The organism is Candidatus Rokuibacteriota bacterium, from assembly GCA_030647435.1.
Taxonomy (GTDB): Bacteria; Methylomirabilota; Methylomirabilia; order Rokubacteriales; family CSP1-6; genus AR37.
In genome coordinates this window covers 1-18,670 of sequence record JAUSJX010000160.1, presented here as the reverse complement: position 1 = coordinate 18,670, position 18,670 = coordinate 1, and the positions used below count along the sequence as shown (strand labels likewise).

The 18,670-nt window shown below is 69.8% G+C and carries 18 protein-coding genes; 11 read left to right on the top strand and 7 right to left on the bottom strand.

Annotation, left to right across the window (positions count from 1 at the left end; translation table 11 throughout):
• On the top strand, positions 1-1,077 hold a 1,077-nt coding region (locus Q7W02_27760), incomplete at its 5' end, for a CoA transferase (GenBank protein ID MDO8479924.1).
• 42 nt (positions 1,078-1,119) lie between these two features.
• Positions 1,120-1,737, top strand: coding sequence for a flavin reductase family protein (locus Q7W02_27755; GenBank protein MDO8479923.1), 618 nt, complete (start codon positions 1,120-1,122; stop codon positions 1,735-1,737).
• 173 nt (positions 1,738-1,910) lie between these two features.
• Here Q7W02_27755 and nagZ read toward each other — a convergent pair whose 3' ends face one another.
• From nagZ to Q7W02_27740, 3 genes are read right to left on the bottom strand one after another with little or no spacing between them, the layout of a single operon-like run.
• Positions 1,911-3,464 carry a beta-N-acetylhexosaminidase gene (nagZ, locus tag Q7W02_27750; protein MDO8479922.1) on the bottom strand — a complete coding sequence of 518 codons (1,554 nt, stop codon included), beginning with the start codon at positions 3,462-3,464 and terminating at the stop codon, positions 1,911-1,913.
• Positions 3,461-4,606, bottom strand: a complete 1,146-nt coding sequence (locus Q7W02_27745) for an MFS transporter (GenBank protein ID MDO8479921.1) — start codon at positions 4,604-4,606, stop codon at positions 3,461-3,463. The genes nagZ and Q7W02_27745 overlap by 4 nt, the downstream gene beginning before the upstream one ends.
• A complete protein-coding gene (locus Q7W02_27740) occupies positions 4,606-5,775 on the bottom strand; it encodes a DUF1343 domain-containing protein (protein MDO8479920.1) in 1,170 nt (389 codons plus the stop codon). Before Q7W02_27740 ends, Q7W02_27745 begins: the two co-directional genes overlap by 1 nt.
• Before the next feature lie 31 nt (positions 5,776-5,806).
• On the opposite strand from Q7W02_27740, the gene murQ reads away from it, so the two are divergent.
• A complete protein-coding gene (gene murQ, locus Q7W02_27735) occupies positions 5,807-6,703 on the top strand; it encodes an N-acetylmuramic acid 6-phosphate etherase (GenBank protein MDO8479919.1) in 897 nt (298 codons plus the stop codon).
• 6 nt (positions 6,704-6,709) lie between these two features.
• Here the strand turns inward: murQ and Q7W02_27730 are convergent, their stop codons facing one another.
• Positions 6,710-8,440 (bottom strand): IlvD/Edd family dehydratase, encoded by a 1,731-nt coding sequence (locus Q7W02_27730; GenBank protein MDO8479918.1) that lies wholly within the window; start codon positions 8,438-8,440, stop codon positions 6,710-6,712.
• Positions 8,441-8,576: 136 nt separating this feature from the next.
• Here Q7W02_27730 and Q7W02_27725 point away from each other — a divergent pair, with 136 nt between their 5' ends.
• From Q7W02_27725 to Q7W02_27705, 5 genes are read left to right on the top strand one after another with little or no spacing between them, the layout of a single operon-like run.
• Positions 8,577-9,734: a mandelate racemase/muconate lactonizing enzyme family protein gene (locus Q7W02_27725; protein ID MDO8479917.1), complete on the top strand. Its 1,158-nt coding sequence runs from the start codon at positions 8,577-8,579 to the stop codon at positions 9,732-9,734.
• Positions 9,731-10,528, top strand: coding sequence for an SDR family NAD(P)-dependent oxidoreductase (locus Q7W02_27720; protein MDO8479916.1), 798 nt, complete (start codon positions 9,731-9,733; stop codon positions 10,526-10,528). Before Q7W02_27725 ends, Q7W02_27720 begins: the two co-directional genes overlap by 4 nt.
• A 6-nt stretch (positions 10,529-10,534) precedes the next feature.
• On the top strand, positions 10,535-11,011 hold the full coding sequence (locus Q7W02_27715) for a DUF4864 domain-containing protein (GenBank protein ID MDO8479915.1): 477 nt from the start codon (positions 10,535-10,537) through the stop codon (positions 11,009-11,011).
• 10 nt (positions 11,012-11,021) lie between these two features.
• Complete coding sequence (locus Q7W02_27710) at positions 11,022-12,215, top strand: acyl-CoA dehydrogenase family protein (protein MDO8479914.1); 1,194 nt, start codon at positions 11,022-11,024, stop codon at positions 12,213-12,215.
• A gap of 19 nt (positions 12,216-12,234) precedes the next feature.
• Positions 12,235-13,029 carry an enoyl-CoA hydratase-related protein gene (locus tag Q7W02_27705; protein MDO8479913.1) on the top strand — a complete coding sequence of 265 codons (795 nt, stop codon included), beginning with the start codon at positions 12,235-12,237 and terminating at the stop codon, positions 13,027-13,029.
• 26 nt (positions 13,030-13,055) lie between these two features.
• Here the strand turns inward: Q7W02_27705 and Q7W02_27700 are convergent, their stop codons facing one another.
• The 3 genes from Q7W02_27700 to Q7W02_27690 form a co-directional block, all read right to left on the bottom strand.
• Complete coding sequence (locus tag Q7W02_27700; protein MDO8479912.1) at positions 13,056-14,126, bottom strand: tartrate dehydrogenase; 1,071 nt, start codon at positions 14,124-14,126, stop codon at positions 13,056-13,058.
• A gap of 77 nt (positions 14,127-14,203) precedes the next feature.
• Complete coding sequence (mtgA, locus tag Q7W02_27695) at positions 14,204-14,929, bottom strand: monofunctional biosynthetic peptidoglycan transglycosylase (protein MDO8479911.1); 726 nt, start codon at positions 14,927-14,929, stop codon at positions 14,204-14,206.
• Positions 14,930-14,931: 2 nt separating this feature from the next.
• Positions 14,932-15,456 carry a gamma carbonic anhydrase family protein gene (locus Q7W02_27690; GenBank protein ID MDO8479910.1) on the bottom strand — a complete coding sequence of 175 codons (525 nt, stop codon included), beginning with the start codon at positions 15,454-15,456 and terminating at the stop codon, positions 14,932-14,934.
• Positions 15,457-15,539: 83 nt separating this feature from the next.
• On the opposite strand from Q7W02_27690, the gene Q7W02_27685 reads away from it, so the two are divergent.
• The 3 genes from Q7W02_27685 to Q7W02_27675 are packed head-to-tail and all read left to right on the top strand — an operon-like array spanning position 15,540 to position 18,494.
• Positions 15,540-16,565 (top strand): type III polyketide synthase, encoded by a 1,026-nt coding sequence (locus Q7W02_27685; protein MDO8479909.1) that lies wholly within the window; start codon positions 15,540-15,542, stop codon positions 16,563-16,565.
• Position 16,566: 1 nt separating this feature from the next.
• Complete coding sequence (locus tag Q7W02_27680; GenBank protein ID MDO8479908.1) at positions 16,567-17,292, top strand: methyltransferase domain-containing protein; 726 nt, start codon at positions 16,567-16,569, stop codon at positions 17,290-17,292.
• Entirely contained in the window at positions 17,289-18,494 is a 1,206-nt protein-coding gene (locus tag Q7W02_27675) for an NAD(P)/FAD-dependent oxidoreductase (protein MDO8479907.1), read from the top strand. Before Q7W02_27680 ends, Q7W02_27675 begins: the two co-directional genes overlap by 4 nt.
• The last annotated feature ends 176 nt before the right edge of the window (positions 18,495-18,670 follow it).

Here is an 18,670-nt window from a genome sequence, read left to right as displayed (position 1 = left end):
GACGGCGACGAGACGCGCAGCCAGTTGATCAGCAAGGAGTGGGCGGAGCGCAAGATGCCGCCGGGCTTCCTGGCGGTGAACGGCAACAAGCGCAGCATCACGCTCGATCTCAGGCGGCCGGAGGCGGTCGAGGTCGTCAAGCGGCTCGTCGCCAAGGCCGACGTCGTGTGGGAGAACTTCCGCCCGGGCGTCATGGACAAGCTCGGGGTCGGCTACGAGACGCTGTCTTCGATAAACTCGCGGTTGATCTACTGCGCGGTCTCCGGCTTCGGCCACACGGGGCCGGAGCGGACGACGGCCGCCTTCGACGGCAAGCTGCAGGCGATGTCCGGGATCATGTCGATCACCGGCGAGCCCGCCGGCGGCCCGATGCGCGCCGGGTTCGCGATCTGCGACACGATCGGCGGCATCACCGCGGCGCTCGCGGTCTCGAGCGCGCTCTACCAGCGCACCCATACGGGGCGGGGGCAGTTCGTGGACGTCGCGATGCTCGACGCCGCGCTCGCCTTCATCCCGGGCCCGGTGTCCGAGTACACCGTGGCCGGCATCGAGCAGGGGCAGATCGGCAACGGCTCGGTGAGTCGCAAGCCGACGGCCAACCGTTTCAGGACGCGGGATGGGTTCATCGTCCTGGCCGTGCTGACGGAAAAGCAGTTCGTGAACCTCATGCGCACGATCGGTCGCCCCGACGCGCTCGACGATCCGCGGTTCAAGGACTGGGCGGCGCGGACGGACAACGTGGCGGCGCTCCGCGAGGTGATCGAAGGCGCGCTGGCGGCCGACGATGCCAAGAGCTGGGAGGCGCGGCTCACCGCGGCGGATGTTCCGAGCGCGTGCATCTGGAAGATCGACGAGATCGTCGAGCACCCGCAGCTCAAGCACCGCGACGTGCTGCAGACGGTCGACTCGCGCTACGGCCCGATGCGGCTCGTGGGCGCGGGCTTCCGGCTCGCGCACGGCAGCCCGGGCATCGACCGGGCGCCGCCGACGCTCGGCGAGCACACGAACGAGATCCTCGCTGAAGCGGGTTACAAACCCTCGGAGATCGAGCAACTGCGGCGCGACGCCGTCATCTGACCTTCCGACCCTCTTACGGCTAGACGAACGGAGATCCCCGTCATGGAGCTCGACCCCCGAACGATCGGCACCACCGCGTCGTACAAGCTCTTGATCGGCTGCGTCGTCCCGCGCCCGATCGCCTGGGTGTCGACGCTCGGCGCCGACGGTGTGCCAAATCTGGCCCCGTTCAGCTTCTTCATGGGGGTGTGCAACGAGCCGCCGACCATCGCGTTCTCCTCAGGCCGGCGGGAGAACGGCAAGAAGGACACCGTGCGGAATCTCGAGCACACCGGCGACTTCGTCGTCAATGTCGTCGACGACGCCCACGCCGAGGCCATGAACGTGACGTCGGGCGAGTACGCACCCGAGGTCGACGAGTTCGCGGTGGCGGGGCTCACGATGGCACCCGGCGTCCAGGTGCGGGCGCCGCGGCTGGCGACGGCGCCCATCAGCATGGAGTGCCGCGTGGCCCAGATCGTTTCCGTGGGCCGCGGGCCGCACAGCGTGGTGTTCGGCGAGATCGTCTACTTCCACGTGCGCGACGACGTCTACGACGGGAAGACCGGCCGCATCGACATGCACCGGCTCCAGCCTGTCGGCCGCCTGGCCGGGAACCAGTACTCCCACATCCACGACATCTTCGAGATGAAGCGGCCGAACGAGAACTACAGGGGCTGAGCGGCCGATACGATTCAGGAGCCCGCAGGCCTGCCTGCTCTATTCACGCACGCGTGTTCCGCGTCCTATGCGCCCCCTCACCCTGTCCCTCTCCCCCTCCGGGGGCGAGGGGATCGACACGGCTCCCTCTCCCTCGGAGAGGGAGAGGGTCGGGGTGAGGGTGGCGCATGTGTTCACACATAATCCGGGCTAGGCTCCGGCCGTCGCCCGGGGGGGGCGAGCAGACGCGCGAGGGCTGCGTCGAGCTGGCAGCGCCGCCAGCCGTAGGCCGTGATGCCGACGACGCCCGGGGCGAGATACTCCGCGTCCCACGGGTCGCGCATCAGCACCACGCCAAGCGCGGGCCCCGACTTCTGCAGCGCGTCGAGCAGCTTTCGGTTTGACGGGTGGAGATGGGCGTCGTAGAGGAAGAGAATGGCTGCGTCGGCGCCCCGCGCCGTCGAGGCGGCGCGCGCGATCTCGGCCTCGCCCGGCTCCACGCTGACCACCTCCACCACGGGCTCGATGCCGTACGGCGCGAGCGCCTGAGTCACGAAGCGCGCCTCGTCCAGCATCGCGTCCTCGATCGTGATGCTGTCGGCCAGCGACGACAACCGCGGGAAGACGGCGACCACGCGACCGTTGAGGGCGCGGCTGAATGCTGCGTTGGGCGGGGTCACCGGCGTCACGGCGCGGGTGGCGAGAGCCTTGGCGAGAGTCTCGCCGTCGCGCTCAGAGCGCGGCGGGCCGCCGTCGAACCGCGCGGAGCGTTTGGCCTGGAGCGTGTCGAGGCGCGCGGCGCTCTCCTCGAGTCCCCGTAGGGGCAAGACGCCGGCGCGGTAGGCCTCGAGCAGGGCCGCATGGGCTTCGCGCTGGCGCGCGGGCGTGTGGCACACGAGGAGCAGGTCGTGCCCCGCCGCTGCCGCCCGCACCGTCGCCTCGCCCACCGCGCAGATCTCGCCGATCGCGCCCATCTCGAGGTCGTCCGAGACGATGACGCCGCGGTAGCCGATCTCGCCGCGCAGGTACTCCTCGACGATCAACCGCGAGAAGGTCGCGGGCGTGTCCGGCGCGGGGTCGAGGCGTGGGTAAAGCGGGTGCGAGGTCATGATGCAGTCCACTCCCGCCTCGACGGCCGCGAGGAACGGCGGCACGTGCGTCGCGTGCATCTCGCTCCAGTCGGAGTCGATGACGGGCAGGCTCAGGTGGGCGTCTTTGGTCGCGTGGCCCTTGCCGGGGAAGTGCTTGGCGCAGGCGGAGACGCCGGCCGACTGGAGCCCGCGGATGCGCGCGGCGCCGTAGCGCGCCACCAGGGCCGGGTCCTTTCCATAGGAGCGTATGCCGATGTTCGGGCTGTAGCGCTCGGTCAGCACGTCCAGCACCGGCGAAAAGTTCACGTCCACGCCGAGCCTGCGCAGCTCGCGGCCTTCGAAGCGCCCTTGGCGGTTGACGAAGTTGACTTCTCCCGCGGTGCCCGCGGCCAGGTTATCGGGGAAGATGGTGACGGCGCGGCCGAGCATGATGACGCGCCCGCCCTCATGGTCGGTGGCGACCAGCAGCCTGCGGCCGAGCGCTTCCTCGAGGCCTGTCAGAAGGCGGTGAAGCCGCTCCGCCGTCTCGAAGTTGCGGCGGTAGAGCATGAGGCCTGCCGCCTGTGTCTCACGGAACAGGCGGACGTCATCCTGGCTCAGGTCGGGCCCCGGCAGCCCGAACATGAGACGGCGGCCCACGAGCGCCTCGAGCGTCACTTCGCTCTCCGGTGTCTCACGCTCGCCGCCGCCGCCCCCACCAGGGCGAGCCCCACGCCCGAGACGGCGAGCATCGTGTCGTCGAGCCCGGCATCCACGAGCCGGCCCAGCACCGCCGTGCCGACGGCGATGCCGGTGAAGAGGTTGAAGGCGAAGAGGGAGAAGGCCTTGCCGCGCGCGGTCGAGCTGATCTCGGTGCCGCGCAGCTGAAGCGTCGAGTGCAGGCCCACGAATCCGAGCCCCAGCATCAGCATGGATGCCGCGAAGGCGGGCCAGGGCCAGCGCGGGATCAAGACGAAGAAGGCGGCGGACATGAGGAAGCCGCCCGTGCCGGCCAGCGCGTTTTCCGACAGCCTGCGGCGGAACGGCGCCATCAGCGAGCCTCCCACCATGGTGCCCACGCCGAAGAGCGCGATCAGGAGTCCGATCTGGAGCTGGTCGAGGCCGAGGCGGCGGTGGGCGAAGGCCCCGAGATAGGTGACGGCGCCCCAGCAGAGGAAGCCCTCGGTGAAGATCAGGACGTAGACGAGGAGCGCCCGCGGTTCGGTGAGAAAATCCATGTAGCGTACGACGCGTTCGCCCGCGCCCGCGCTGCGCGGAGGCCGCCCCGCGCCGAGCGAAAACATGAGCCACACCGGCACGAGCGCGAGGAGGCCGTAGCCCGCGAGCATTGCCCGCCACGAGATGAAGTGAGCGACCATGCCGCCGATGGAGGCGGAGAAGGCGAGCCCGGCGGACGTGACCACGGCGAAGCGCGCGATGGCGACCTGGCGCTCGGTGTACGCGTACGTGTCGCCGATGTAGACGATCGTGAGCGGAATGACGGCGCCCGCGAAGGCTCCGGCCAGGAGCCGCGCCGCCACGAACTGCCAGGTGGTGAGCGACAGCGCGGACAGCACGCTGCAGGCGCTGAAGCCGAGCGCCGCGGTGCGGATGACCGCGATGCGGCCGAAGCGGTCGGACAGCGGGCCGTAGACGAGCTGGCCCGTGCCGTAGGCGAGGGAGTACGTCGTCATGGCGAGGCCGGTCGCGCCCGCCGTGGCGCCGAACGATGTCGCGATGGACGGCAGGACCGGCGCCAGGATGCGCACGTCCACCGAGACCAGGAAGGCCAGGGTGAAGAGCAGGACGAGCGGCGTCATCAATAGAGCAGGAACGGGCGGCGCGCGCGGGCGAAGCGTGCGAGGTCGCGGCGCCACGAGGCCTCGAGGTGCCTGAGCTGCGCCCCGCCCTCGATCGCGCGGCGAATGGACGGGCCGCCCCCGAGGAGATCGATGGGGAGCTTGCGCCGCTCGAACTCGTACGGCGGTTTCCGCCACCTGAAGTGCCGTGGGGCCTGCCTGCGCGCCTCCGCGAGGAGCGCAGCGTAGGTCGCCACGGGCTTGAAGCGGTCCGGGTCCGTCACGTGGACCTGCACGCCGCCGCAGCGCTGCCCCTTCCACTTGTGGAAGGCGGGCTCGAAGCCGATCGCGCGAAAGCGCGCTCCCGGCAGCCGTCTGCGCGTGAGCGCCCGCTCGAGCCGCGCCCCGTCCAGGAAGGGGGCGCCGATCCATTCGAAGGGACGCGTGGTGCCGCGGCCTTCGGAGAGGTTGGTGCCCTCGACGAGGCAGCCGCCGGGATAGACGCGCGCCGTGTCCGGCGTCGGCATGTTCGGCGACGGCGCCACCCAGGGCAGCCCCGTGTTCTCCCAGCGCATGGCGCGCTTCCAGCCGAGCATCGGGACCACCGTCAGGTCGCATCCGAGCCCGTGCGTGTCGTTGAGATAGCCCGCCAGCTCGCCGATCGTCATGCCGTGTCGCGTCGGCAGGGGATAGAGACCGACGAACGAGGCGAAGCGCGGATCCGGCATATTGCCTTCGAGCTTCTCGCCGCCGAGCGGATTCGGCCTGTCGAGCACGACCACAGGGCGCTCGGCCCGCGCGGCCCCGCGCATCGCGAGCGCCATGGTCCAGACGAAGGTGTAGTAGCGCGCGCCCACGTCCTGGAGATCCACCACGAGGGCGTCGAGCCCTTCGAGCGCGCGCGGGTCGGGGGCGAGGCGCTTCCCGTACAGGCTCACGACGGGGAGGCCGGTCAGCGCGTCGCGCTCGGCGCCGATCTTCGCGTGGTCCTGGGCAGCTCCCGTGAGGCCGTGCTCCGGCGCGAAAAGACGGCGGAGCTTCACGCCGCGGATCGCGCCGATGGCGCGCGGCGCACTCGTCAGGCCGCGGGTGACGGAGGCCTGGTGGCAGAGGAGGCCGACGGTGCGCCCGCGGAGGAGAGACGGGAACCGCGAGACCAGCACGTCGAGGCCCGACAGGACGGCGGCCATGGATCCTTATAGTAGGGTAGGCTCTGACGTCATGGCGAGGATTCACTACGACCGCCTGCCCACCGAGCGCCCCAACCCGCGAAGCCGCGCGCTCGACCGGCTGAGCCCCGTCGCGATCGCGCGCTTGATGAACCGAGCCGATCGCGAAGCGGTGAAGGCCGTCGGCCGCGCGGCCCCGGCCATCGGCCGCGCGGTGACGGCCATCGTGGCGCGCCTCGGCCGCGGCGGCAGGCTCATCTTCGTGGGCGCCGGCACCAGCGGCCGGCTGGGGGTCATCGAGGCGGCCGAGTGCCCCCCTACCTTTAATACACGTCCCGGCCAGGTCCAGGCGGTGATGGCCGGCGGGCGGCGGGCGGTATTCCGATCGGTGGAGGGCGCCGAGGACGACGCCCGCGCGGGAGCCCGCGCGGTCCGCGGGCGCGCCCGTCGTCGCGACGCGGTCGTGGGCATCGCCGCGAGCGGCGTGACGCCGTTTGTCCGCGCGGCGCTCGGCGAGGCCCGCAGGCGCGGCGCCCTCACCGTGCTCGTGACGTGCAATCCGTCCGCCCCGCGCGCAGCGGCGCGCGTCATCATCGCGCTCGGCGTCGGGCCGGAAGTGCTCGCGGGCTCGACCAGGCTCAAGGCGGGGACCGCGACCAAGCTCACCCTCAACACGCTGACCACCGCCGCCTTCACGCGGCTCGGCAAGGTCCACGGCAACCGGATGGTGGATCTCCAGCCGAAGTCGGCCAAGCTCCGCGCCCGCGCCCGGCGGCTCGTGCGGGATCTCGGTCACGTGAGCGCGGTGCGCGCCGGGAAGCTTCTCGATCAGGCAGGCGGGAGCGCCAAGGTCGCGGTCGTGATGGCGCGGCACCGCGTGACGGCCACCGAGGCGAGGCGGAGGCTCAGAAGCGCGGGCGGCTTCCTCGGGCCCGCAGCGGGGATCTGAGCGCGGCTACGAGTGGCTCGGGCCCGCTGTGTCTTCCGATCTCACCGGCGTCTGCCCGCGGAGGAAATCGAAGTCCACTCCCTCGTGGGCCTGGAGCACGTGGTCGAGGAAGAGCCTGCCGTAGCCCCGCGTGAAGTGCGGAGGGCGCGGCTTCCACTTCGCCCGGCGGCGCGCCAGCTCGTCATCAGGGACGCGTAGCGTCAGGCGGCGGTTCGGCACGTCGAGCTCGATCTCGTCCCCGTTCTCCACCAGCGCCAGCGGTCCGCCCACCTCCGCCTCGGGCGAGACGTGAAGGACCACGGTCCCGTAGGAGGTGCCGCTCATGCGGGCGTCGGAGATCCTGACCATGTCCTTGATACCCTTCTTGAGCAGCTTCTGCGGGATGGGCGCGGCCCCCCACTCGGGCATGCCGGGCGCGCCCTTGGGCCCGACCCGCTTGAGGACGAGCACGGACGTCGGGTCCACCGAAAGATCCGGGTCGTCGATCCGCGCGTGCAGGTCGTGGTGGTCCTCGAAGACGACGGCACGCCCGCGGTGGGTCAGGAGATGCTGCGAGGCGGCCGACTGCTTGAGCACGGCGCCGCTGGGGCAGAGGTTGCCCGTCAGGATGACCGTGCCGCCCTCGCTCGAGATCGGCATCGCGAGCGACCGGATCACGTCCGGGTTCATGTTTCTAGCACTCGCCACGTTCTCGGCGATGGACGCGCCCGTGACGGTGGGCGCGTCGCGGTGGAGGAGCGGCAGGAGCTCCTTCATGACCACGGGTAGCCCGCCCGCGTAGAAGAAGTCTTCCATCAGGTACTTGCCAGAGGGGCGCACGTTGACCAGAAACGGCGTCGTCCGCGACAGCTCGTCGAAGCGCGAGAGCGGAAGCGCCACGCCGGCCCGTCCCGCGATGGCGACAAGGTGGATGATCGCGTTGGTCGAGCCGCCTATGGCCATGTCGGCGCGGATTGCGTTGTCGAAGGCGTTGGCCGTGAGGATCTTCGACGGCTTGAGCCCGTCACGCGCCATCTCCATGATGCGGCGCCCGCTCATCTCGGCGAGCACCATGCGCCGTGAGTCGGGCGCGGGGATGGCCGCATTCCCGGGCAGCGTCATGCCGAGCGCCTCGACCATCGAGGCCATGGTCGAGGCCGTGCCCATGACCATGCAGTGCCCGGCCGAGCGGGACATGCACGACTCCATCTCGCACCATTCTTCCTCGGACAGGCGGCCGGCGCGCCGCTCGGCCCAGTAGCGCCAGTTGTCGGTGCCCGAGCCGAGCTCTTCCTGCCCCCACATGCCGCGCAGCATGGGCCCGCCCGTGACCATGATGGCCGGCACGTCGGCCGAGGCGGCGCCCATGAGCATCGCCGGCGTCGTCTTGTCGCAGCCCGACAGGAGGACTACACCATCGAGCGGGTAGGCGCGGATGCACTCCTCCACGTCCATGGCCATGAGATTCCGGAAGAGCATGGTCGTGGGCTTCATGAGGACTTCGCCCAGCGAGATCGTCGGGAACTCGAGCGGGAAGCCGCCGGCCGAGAGCACCCCGCGCTTGACGGCCTCTGCGACCTGGCGGAGATGCGAATTGCAGGTGGTCAGCTCGGACCAGGAATTGGCGATGCCGATGACCGGGCGGCCGTCGAACATCTGATCGCTCCACCCTTCGGCCTTGAGCCAGGAGCGATGGGCGAAGCCGTCGAGGTCCTTCTTGTCGAACCAGTTCCTGCTGCGAAGCTCGGGGCCTGCCATGGGGCGTTTCCTCCAGGGTAGGGTTTGACACGGTTGGGTTGGGGTGGCCGCCAGTATAGAATGGTCGGCGCCGTAGTCTGAGACAACATGTGGCACGAGCCGAAGGCGAGGGGCGCAGGGAGGCGAGGCCCCAATCATGAAAATCGAGAAGGTCAGGACCTACCATCTGCGCGTGGAGCTGACACCGGCCGAGGCGTTCGCATATTCTCAAGCCCGGATCGCCTCTCGGACGGCCATGCTGGTCGAGATCGTGGCCGACGACGGCCGCTCGGGCTGGGGCGAAGCCTACGGGCCGCCGGCGCCGAGCAAGACCATCATCGACGAGCTCTACGCGCCGCGGCTCATCGGCCGCGACCCCATGGACACGACCGTCATCTGGGAAGAGCTCTACGCGGCGATGCGCGACTACGGCCGCACGGGCTTCCCCGTGGCGGCCCTGTCCGCGGTGGACATCGCGCTGTGGGACCTCAAGGGCAAAATTCTCGGCCAGCCCGTGGCCAAGCTCCTGGGCGGCCTGTTCCGCACTCAGCTGACGGCGTACGCGACGGGACTCTACCGGCACGACGTCCCCGACCACGCCGCCGCGCTCGCCGCCGAGGCGCGCGCCTATATCAACGACGGGTTTCACTTAATGAAGCTCAAGGTCGGCTTCGGAGTGGAGGAGGACGCGCGCAATGCGCGCGCGGTGCGCGAGGCGATCGGACGCGAGTGCCGCCTCGCGGTCGACGCCAACCACGCCTACGACGCCATGACGGCCATCCGGCTCGGTCGCCTCATCGAGCCCCTGGACATCGCGTGGTTCGAGGAGCCGGTGGTGCCCGAGGATCTCGACGGCTACCTGCAGGTGAAGCAGGCCCTCAAAATGCCCATCTCGGGCGGCGAGGCCGAGTACGCGCGCTTCGGCTTCCGCGCGCTCGTCGCGCGCCGCTGCGTGGACATTCTCCAGCCGGACATCTGCGGCTGCGGCGGCTTCACCGAGGCCGCTCGCATCGCCGCGCTGGCCAACACGTGGGGCGTCACGATCTATCCGCACGTCTGGGGCAGCGCGGTGGGGCTCCACGCGAGCGTTCAATGGGCGGCCTCGCTGCCGCCGAATCCGGCGGCGCTCTACCCGGGCGAGCTCTGGTTCGAGCTCGACAGGACGCCCAATCCCTTCCGCGAACAGTTGGCGGTCGAGCCGCTCAAGCGCGCCGGTGCTATCATCGGGGTCCCCGACCGGCCCGGGCTCGGCCTCGAGGTGGATCGCGCCGTGCTGGAGCGCTACGCAGTCACGACAGGAGAGACGAAGCGATGAGACTTCAGGGCAAGGTGGCGGTGGTGACCGGCGGCGGCGCCGGCATCGGACGTGGGATAGTCCTGTGCATGGCCAAGGAGGGCGCCGACATCGCCATCCCTGACATCCAGGACGCCAACGCCGAGGCTGTGGTGAAGGAGGTCCAGGCCCTCGGGCGCAATGCGGTATCAATGCGCTGTGACGTGACCAAGGCCGCCGACGTCAAGGCCTCGATCGATCGAGTCAAGAAAGATCTCGGCCGGATCGACATCCTGGTGAACAACGCCGGCATGGCCTCCGCCCCCGGCATGCCCTTTACCAACAATTCGGAAGAAGACTGGGACAAGACCTACGCGGTCAACCTCAAGTCGGTCTTCCTCACGTGCAAGGAGATCGCGCCCTACTTCATCGAGCGGAAGGCGGGCCGTATCATTAACATTGCCTCGATCGCCGGGCCCCTGGCGGCCCAGACCATGCCGCCCTACTCGGTCGCCAAGGGCGGCGTCATCACCTTCACGCGCGTGCTCGCCAAGGATCTGGCGGCGCATGGGATCACCGTCAACGCGATCTGCCCCGGCGTGCTGTGGACGGCCTTCTGGGAGAAGCTCGCCCAGTACCTCGCCGACACCAACCCCGCCTTCAAGGGGATGACGGCTCGCCAGGTCTTCGACAAGCGCGTCGGCGACATCATCCCCCTGAAGCGCGAGCAGACGCCCGAGGACATCGGCTGGGCCGCCACCTTTCTCGCCTCCGAGGAAGCGAGGAATATCACGGGACAAGCGCTGAACGTAGATGGCGGCTCGGTGATGCACTAAAGGGCCATGTACGCTCTTCTCCTCGCGCTGCTCCTGCTTGTTCCGGCGCTGCCCGCGCTGGCGCAGACGGCGAAGCCCGTGCCGACAGAGGCGACGGAGCCCGTCATCAAACAGCTCGAGGCATTCCGCAGGGGCGACTTCGACACCGCGTACACGTTCGCGTCCTCTGAGATCAAGGAGCAGTTCAGCCGCCCCGCCTTCGAGCAGATGGTCAAGACGGGATACCCGGAGATCGCCCACTCGACCTTCGCCACCATCGCGGCATCCGCCGTCGCGCCGAACGGCCACGTCTACCTCTCGGTCAAGATCCGCGGCGCCAACGGCAACAGCATCGAGGCGTTCTACGAGCTGGTGCCCGAGAGCGGCCGGTGGAAGATCAACGGCGTCACCGCCAAGCCCGACCCGGGCCTGGTCTCTCTCCCTCTCCCCTCTGGGGACAGGGTCAAGTACCCCCCTCTCCCCTCTGGGGAGAGGGTAGGGTGAGGGGGATGTAATGGACTTCGACTTCACGCCAGAGCAGCAGCGCTTCCGCGCCGAGGCCCGCGCCTGGCTCGCCGAGAACGTCCCCGCCGATTTGAAAGGCAAGGGCTTCGCCGCCTCGCGCGCCGACCGGCAGGAAGTGGACCGGTTGCGCGAGTGGCAGCGGACATTGCACAAAGCGGGCTACGTCGGCCTCGACTGGCCCGCCGAGTACGGCGGCCGCGGTGTCTCGATCATGGAGCAGATCATCCTCTACGAGGAGATGTCGCGGGCCGAGGCGCCGCCGCCGGTCAACCGCAGCGGCATCTCCATGCTCGGCCCGACGATCATGACCCACGGCACGGCCGCGCAGAAGGCGCGTCACCTCGGCAAGATCCTGAACGCCGAGGAGATCTGGTGCCAGGGCTTCTCCGAGCCCAACGCCGGCAGCGATCTGGCCAATCTCCAGACGCGCGCCGTCCTCGACGGTGACTCGTACGTCATCAACGGCCAGAAGGTCTGGACGAGCATGGCGCACGTCTCGGAGTGGGGGTTTTTCCTGGTCCGCACGGATCCCAGCGCCGCCAAGCACAAGGGCATCAGCTTCATCCTCGTGGACATGAAGACGCCGGGCATCTCCATCCGGCCGCTCCGGCAGATCACGGGCGAGGCCGAGTTCAACGAGGTCTTCCTCGAGAACGTGCGCGTGCCGGCCTCGAACGTCGTCGGCAAGGTCAACGAGGGGTGGGGCGTGGCTATCACGACGCTGGCCCACGAGCGCGATGTCTTGACCATGATCCGCCACATCAGCCTGCGCACGGCGCTCGAGCGCCTGATCGCGCTCTCGAAGCGAACGATGCGGAACGGCAGGCCGGCCTCCAAGGACCCGGTGCTGAGACAGAAGATCGCGGGCCTCCAGGTCGCCGAGCGCTGCCTGCAGCTCAACGGCTACCGGAGCCTGACGAGGATTCTCCAGGGCGCGCACCCGGGCCCGGAGGGCTCAACCTCCAAGCTCTTCTGGAGTCAGGTGGACCAGGAGCTGGCCGACGTCGCCACCGAGGTCATCGGCCCGTACTCGCAGATCGCCGCGCCGAGCGCGCTCGCCCCCGACGACGGCCAGTGGGAGTTTTACGCGCTGCTCGCGCGCGGCAGCGGCATCCGCGCCGGCACCTCGGAGATCCTCCGCAACATCCTGGGCGAGCGGGTGCTCGGACTTCCCAAGGACTGATATCGAACCGAGGAGACCCATGGCCGCCCAGACCGACGAGCTGCTCTACGACGTCAAGGACAAGATCGCTACGCTCACGCTCAACCGCCCGGACAAGATGAACGCCTTCACGGGGCCCATGATCGACCGCTGGGCCTGGGCGCTCAACGAGGCCCAGCGCGACCCCGGCGTCAACGTGGTCGTGGTGACGGGCTCAGGCAAGGCGTTCTGCGCGGGCGGCGACGTGACGCGCATGGGCGAGGGCGAGCCCACGCCGCTCGACCACAAAAACCAGCTCTGGGAGGGCATCCACCGCGTGCCCAAGGCGCTCGAGCAGATGGACAAGCCCGTCATCGCGATGATCAACGGCGTGGCGGTGGGCGCCGGCATGGGCATGTCGGTGATGTGCGACCTGCGCATCGCCGCCGACACCGCGCGCTTCTCGACGGGCTACGTCCGCGTCGGCCTCGTGCCCGGCGACGGCGACACGTATTTCCTGCCGCGCCTCATCGGCACGGCCAAGGCGCTCGAGCTGCTCTGGACCGCCGACTTCATCGAGGCGCCCAAGGCGCTCGAGCTCGGCATCGTCAACCGCGTCGTCGCGGCCGAGAAGCTGGCGGAGGAGACCTACGCGCTCGCGCGCCAGATCGCCGACGGGCCGCAGATACCTATAAGGATGATCAAGAGGCTGGTCTACCAGTCCATGCGCCTCGACCTGCGCACGCACCTCGACCTCGTGTCGTCGCACATGGGGCTGGTGCGCCAGACGTCCGACCACAAGGAAGGCGTCCAGGCCTTCAAGGACAAGCGCCCGCCGAAGTTCACCGGGCGGTAGGAGTCGCGGCGCGAGGCGGGCGGCCGCTACACGGCCTCCGCGATCGCCTTGCCGAGGTCCGCCGTCCGCGCCTTGCCGCCGATGTCGGGGGTGCGCGGCGCGTCGGAGCCGGGCTCCAGCACGCTCTCGATCGCCCGCACGATGGCCGCTGCCGCGGCCTGCTCGCCGAGGAAATCCAACATCATCGCGCCCGACCAGATCTGCCCGATCGGGTTGGCGATCGCCTTGCCATAGATGTCCGGCGCCGAGCCGTGCACGGGCTCAAAGAGCGAGGGGAACGCGCGCTCCGGGTTCATGTTGGCCGACGGCGCGATGCCGATGGTGCCGGCGGTCGCGGGGCCGAGGTCGGAGAGGATGTCGCCGAAGAGATTCGAGGCGACGATCACGTCGAAGCGCTGGGGGTTGAGCACCATCTGGATGGTCAGGCCGTCGATGTGGTACTGGTCGGTCTTCACCTGCGGATACTGCTTGCCCATCGCCGCGAAGCGCTCGTCCCAGTAGGGCATGGTGATCGAGATGCCGTTGGACTTGGTCGCCGACGTGACCTGCTTTCTCGGGCGCGTCATCGCCAGCTCGAAGGCGAACTTCATGATGCGGTCGACGCCCGTCCGGGTGAAGCAGGACTGCTGCGTGACGAACTCGCGGTCGGTGCCCTCGAACATCCGGCCGCCCACCGAGGAGTACTCGCCCTCGGTGTTCTCGCGGACCACGAAGTAGTCGATGTCGCCGGGCTTGCGGCCCGCGAGCGGGCAGGGGATGCCGGGCATGAGCTTGACCGGGCGCAGGTTGACGTACTGGTCGAAATCGCGGCGGAACTTGATGAGCGAGCTCCACAGCGACACGTGGTCGGGCACGAGCGCGGGCCAGCCCGCCGCGCCGAAGTAGATCGCGTCGTGGCCGCCGACGAGCTCCTTCCAGTTCTCGGGCATCCACTGGCCGGTCTTCACCAGCCGGTCAGAGTTCCAGTCGAAGTGATCGAGCGTGAGCGTGAAGCCGCACTTGCGCGCGGCGGCGTCGAGCGCGCGCACCCCCTCGGGCATCACCTCTTTGCCGATGCCGTCGCCGGGGATCACGGCGATGCGATAGGTCTTGTTCATGACGGCTCCTTTGGTCTGTTTCTCTTGGTGCGCTGCTAGGAGCATAGCCGCGCATGCTCACCGCCGCAAGCGGAGCGTCAGATCTGCTTGCGGAGGAAGTCGGCCTTGTCCATCCGGGCGCGGATGGCGGCGGCGTAGCGCTGGTAGGCCTGGCTCCTGCTGCCAGGGTGCCACAAGGCCGGCCGGGGGAGCGAGGCCGCGAGCAGTGACGCGTCCCCCTCGCCGAGATCCGCCGGGGCCTTCCCGAAGTACGCCTGCGCCGCGGCGCCCACGCCGTAGATGCCGGGACCGAATTCGGCCACGTTCAAGTAGACCTCGAGGATGCGCCGCTTGCCGAGCGTGCGCTCGAGCTGCCAAGTCAGGATGGCCTCCTTCACTTTCCGTAGCGGATTGCGGCTCGGCGACAGCCAGAGGTTCTTGACGAGCTGCTGGGTGATGGTCGAGGCGCCGCGCGGGGCTTCGCCGTCGTGCAGGGCTCCTTCGACCGCGACCTTGACCTCGCCCCAGTCGAAGCCGCGGTGGGAGAAGAAGTTGATGTCCTCCGCGACGAGGACGGCGCGCTTGATGTCGGGCGAGATGGAGGAGTAGGGAGTCCAGCGGATCGCGACCTGCGCGGTTCGTCCCGCCGCGCGCTGGATCTCCTTGTGGCGCTCGATGAAGGCCGTGGTCGCGGGCGGGCGGGTCGCGAGCGCTTTCACGTCCGGCCAAGTCGCGGCCTCCCAGCCGACCCAGGCGGCGAGCGCGAGCGCGCCCAACAGCAGGAGACGGCGCCAGAGACGCCGCGCGAGGGAGTGGCGCGCCACCGTCAAACGGGCTTGAGGCCCGTGCGGTGCCGCTGGGCGAGGGCCTGGTAGCCGGCGGGATTGATCGCCACCCAGCGCTCCGCGGGCGTTCCCGCCAGCGGGCCCTTGACCTTGCAGGGCGAGCCCAGCGCCAGCATCCCGTCGGGGATCTCGGTCCCCGGCGTGAGGAGCGAGCCCGCGCCGATCATGGCGCGCACGCCGATCTTGGCGCCGTCGAGGACCGTCGAGCCGTTGCCAACCAGGCATTCCTCTCCCAGCGTCGCCGCGTGGACCAGGCAGAGGTGGCCGACCGTCGCGCCGGGGCCGATGTCGCTGCCGCCGGCCGGCGTGACGTGGATCACGGAGCAGTCCTGGACGTTGGCACCGCGCCTGATGATGATCGGCGAGAAGTCCGCGCGCACGACGGCGTTGTACCAGACCGAGGCGTTCTCCTCCACGGTGACATCGCCGATCAGGCACGCGGTCGGGGCGATGAAGGCCGTGGGATGCACACGCGGCGACTTGCCTTCGAACGAGAAGAGGGGCATGGACGGCTCCTTTCGTGGGTGGTCGTCCGTTGATAGCACCCGTTGGGTGGACATGGCAAGAGGCCGGGTGTAGCCTTCCGCCCATGGGCGCGCCGAAAATCGTCGCCGTCGCCACCGCCACGCCGCCCCACCGCTTCGATCAGGCGACGCTCTTGCGGATCGCGGGTTACGACGACGCGCTCCGCGCCGGCTTCTTCACCAACAGCCAGATCGACGGCCGCCACCTCTACCTCGACCCCGAGACGTTCACGCCGGACGAGAGCGTGGACGAGGTGCAGGCGCGCTTCCGCAGGGGCGCCATCGAGCTGGGCGCGGACGCCGTGCGGCGCGTCGTCGAGCGCGCCGGCTGGGACCCGGCCGACGTCGACTTCCTCGCGACGACCACGTGCACGGGACGCCTCTGCCCCAGCCTGGACGCGCATCTCATCGCCGAGCTCGGTCTCAAGTCCACGATCCAGCGGGTGCACGTGGGCGACACGGGCTGCGCCAGCGCCATGGTCGCGCTCCAGCAGGCCGTCAACCACCTCCACGCCTTCCCGCGTCACCGCGCCGTGGTCGTCGCCGTCGAGATCTGCTCGGCGGCCTACTTTTTCGACGACAGGCTCGAGAGCGCCGTGGCGCACGCCATCTTCGCCGACGGCGCGGGGGCGCTCGCGGTGAGCGGCGAAGGCGAGGGCCCCGCTATCGTCGGCCACCAGAGCCTCTTCCGCTCCGAGCACCTGCCCGCGATGGGCTTCGAGTTTCCCGGCGGCCGCCAGCGCGTTGTCCTGTCCAAGGAAGTGCGGCGGATCGGCGCCGCCATGATGAAGGAGATGGCCGACAGCCTCATGGTTTCGCAGGGGCTCAAGAAGGAAGACGTCCGCCACTTCGTGCTGCACTCGGCCGGCCGCCGTGTGATCGAGCAGGCTCGGCGGCTCCTGGACCTCGACGACTCGCAGGTCGCCCACTCGCGCCGCGTGCTCAAGCGCTTCGGCAACATGTCCTCGGCGACTGTCGTCTTCGTGCTCGAGGACACGCTCAACTCCGGGCAGCCGGTGGCGGGCGACTGGGGGTTGATGATCGCGCTGGGCCCCGGCTTCGCCGCCGAGGGCGCCCTCCTGAGGTGGTGACGTGGCTTTCCTGAAACCGACGCCGCTCGAGCGCGACGCCGACGCGGTCGAAATGATGGACCGCCCCGCGTCGTTCGATGACATCGCCGGCTCCCTCGAGGCCATCACTCAGCTCAACGGTTTTTTCGGCGGACGCCGGCTGACGCTGCGCCATGTGCGCGACCTGTTGGCCTCGTTGCCCGCCGACAGGCCGGTCACGGTGCTCGACGTGGGCGCGGGCGCGGCGGACATCCCGGTGGCGCTGGTCCGCTGGGCGCGGCGCACGGGACGGCGCATCCGCGTGCTCGCCCTCGACCGCGACAACGCCACGCTCAAGTACGCCCGCGGCTACGCGGCCGCGTATCCCGAGATCACGCTCATCCAGGGCGACGCTCTCGCGCTCCCAGTTCGACCCGGGTCGGTGGACCTGGTCATCTCGGCGCTGACCCTCCACCATCTCCAGCCGGAGGAGGCGACACGCTACCTGGCAGAGATGGATGCCGCAGCGCGGCTCGGCTGGGTGGTCAACGATCTCGTGCGCGGGCGCGCGGCCCATCGTCTCGTCTGGCTTCTCACGCGCCTATTCTCGCGGAGCGCGATGGCGCGACACGACGGGCCGATGTCCATCCTGCGCTCCTACACGCCTCCCGAGGTCACCGCGCTGTGCCAGAAGGCTGGGTTCTTCGACGTGAAGGTCGTCCATCACGCCGTGCTTCTCCGCCAGTGCGCGGTGAGAGCGAAGGTATGAAGACGGCCGACGTGGTCGTGGTCGGCGCGGGGCCGGCAGGAGCGGCCGCCGCCATTCTGCTGGCCGAGCGCGGCTGGGCGGTGGCGCTCCTCGACAAGGCCGGCTTCCCGCGCCCGAAGATCTGCGGCGAGTACCTCTCTCCCGAGGCCTCGCGCATCCTCGACAGGCTCGGCGTGCTCAAGACGGTGGACCAGGCGGGGGCGCAGCCGCTCCGCGGCATGAGGATCGTCGCCCCCGACGGCACCGCGCTCGACGGCGCCTATCCGACATCCGGGCCGTGGCGCGGCTATCGCGACCACGCGCTCGCGATCCCGCGCGAGGTGCTCGACCGGATCCTGGTGGAGCGCGCGAAGAGTTTGCCAGTAGACGTGAGGGAGCGCCACCGCGTGACGGGGCTCGTGGGCGACTCGGGACACGTCGCGGGAGTGAAGGCGCAGGACGAGGATGGCCGGGAGCTCGAGATCCGCGCCCGGCTCGTCGTGGGCGCCGACGGCCGCTCGTCCGTCGTGGCGGCGAGCCTCGGGCTCTTGCGGCCGCACCCGCTCCGCCGCATGGCGCTGATCCAGCACGTGGCCGGCCTCCAGGGCTTGGGCGATCGCGGCGAGATCTACATCGACCCGCCCGACTACGCGATCCTGAACCCCGTGGCGCCGGGACTGGTCAACCTGGGCCTCGTGGTGCCGCTTGCCCACGCCGCGCCGTGGAGCGGCAGGCTCGAGACCTTCTTCCGCGCGCGGCTCAAGCAGCTCCGCCACCTGGCCCCGCGGCTCGCGGGCATGGAGCCCGCCGGCCGCCTCATGGCGATGGGGCCGCTGGCGTATCGAGTGGGCGAGGCTCGCGTGGGCGGCGTGCTTCTGGCGGGTGACGCGGCGGGCTTTTACGATCCCTTCACCGGCGAGGGGCTCTTCACGGCGCTGCGCTCGGCGGAGCTCCTCGCCGAGACGGCGCACGCGGCGCTCACTCGCGGCGATCTGTCCGCTCGGGCTCTCGCGCCGTACGCGCGGGCGCGCCACCGCGAGTTCGCCGCGAAGTCCCGCGTGTCACGCGGGATCCAGCTCCTCATCGCTCGGCGCGGGCCGGCCAACCTTGCCGCACACGCCCTCGCGCGCCGGCCGGCCCTGCTCGGCGTCCTCATGGGAGTGATCGGCGACTTCGTGCCTCCCCGGGAGCTTTTCCGTCAGGCCATCCGCCGTCCCCGGTGACCCTTCCGCCAAGCGGCTCGGCTGCCACGCGGCTTGGTAGTGTCTCAGTTTGACATTCAGTGGTCCCGGCCCGGAAAGACCTGAACCCACCCCCATTTGTCCTCGTGTTTCCCGTACCTCTCTCCGCACAGGTATTCGGTTCCCCGACCAGCCAGCTTTCGCTCGTATCAGGCGGC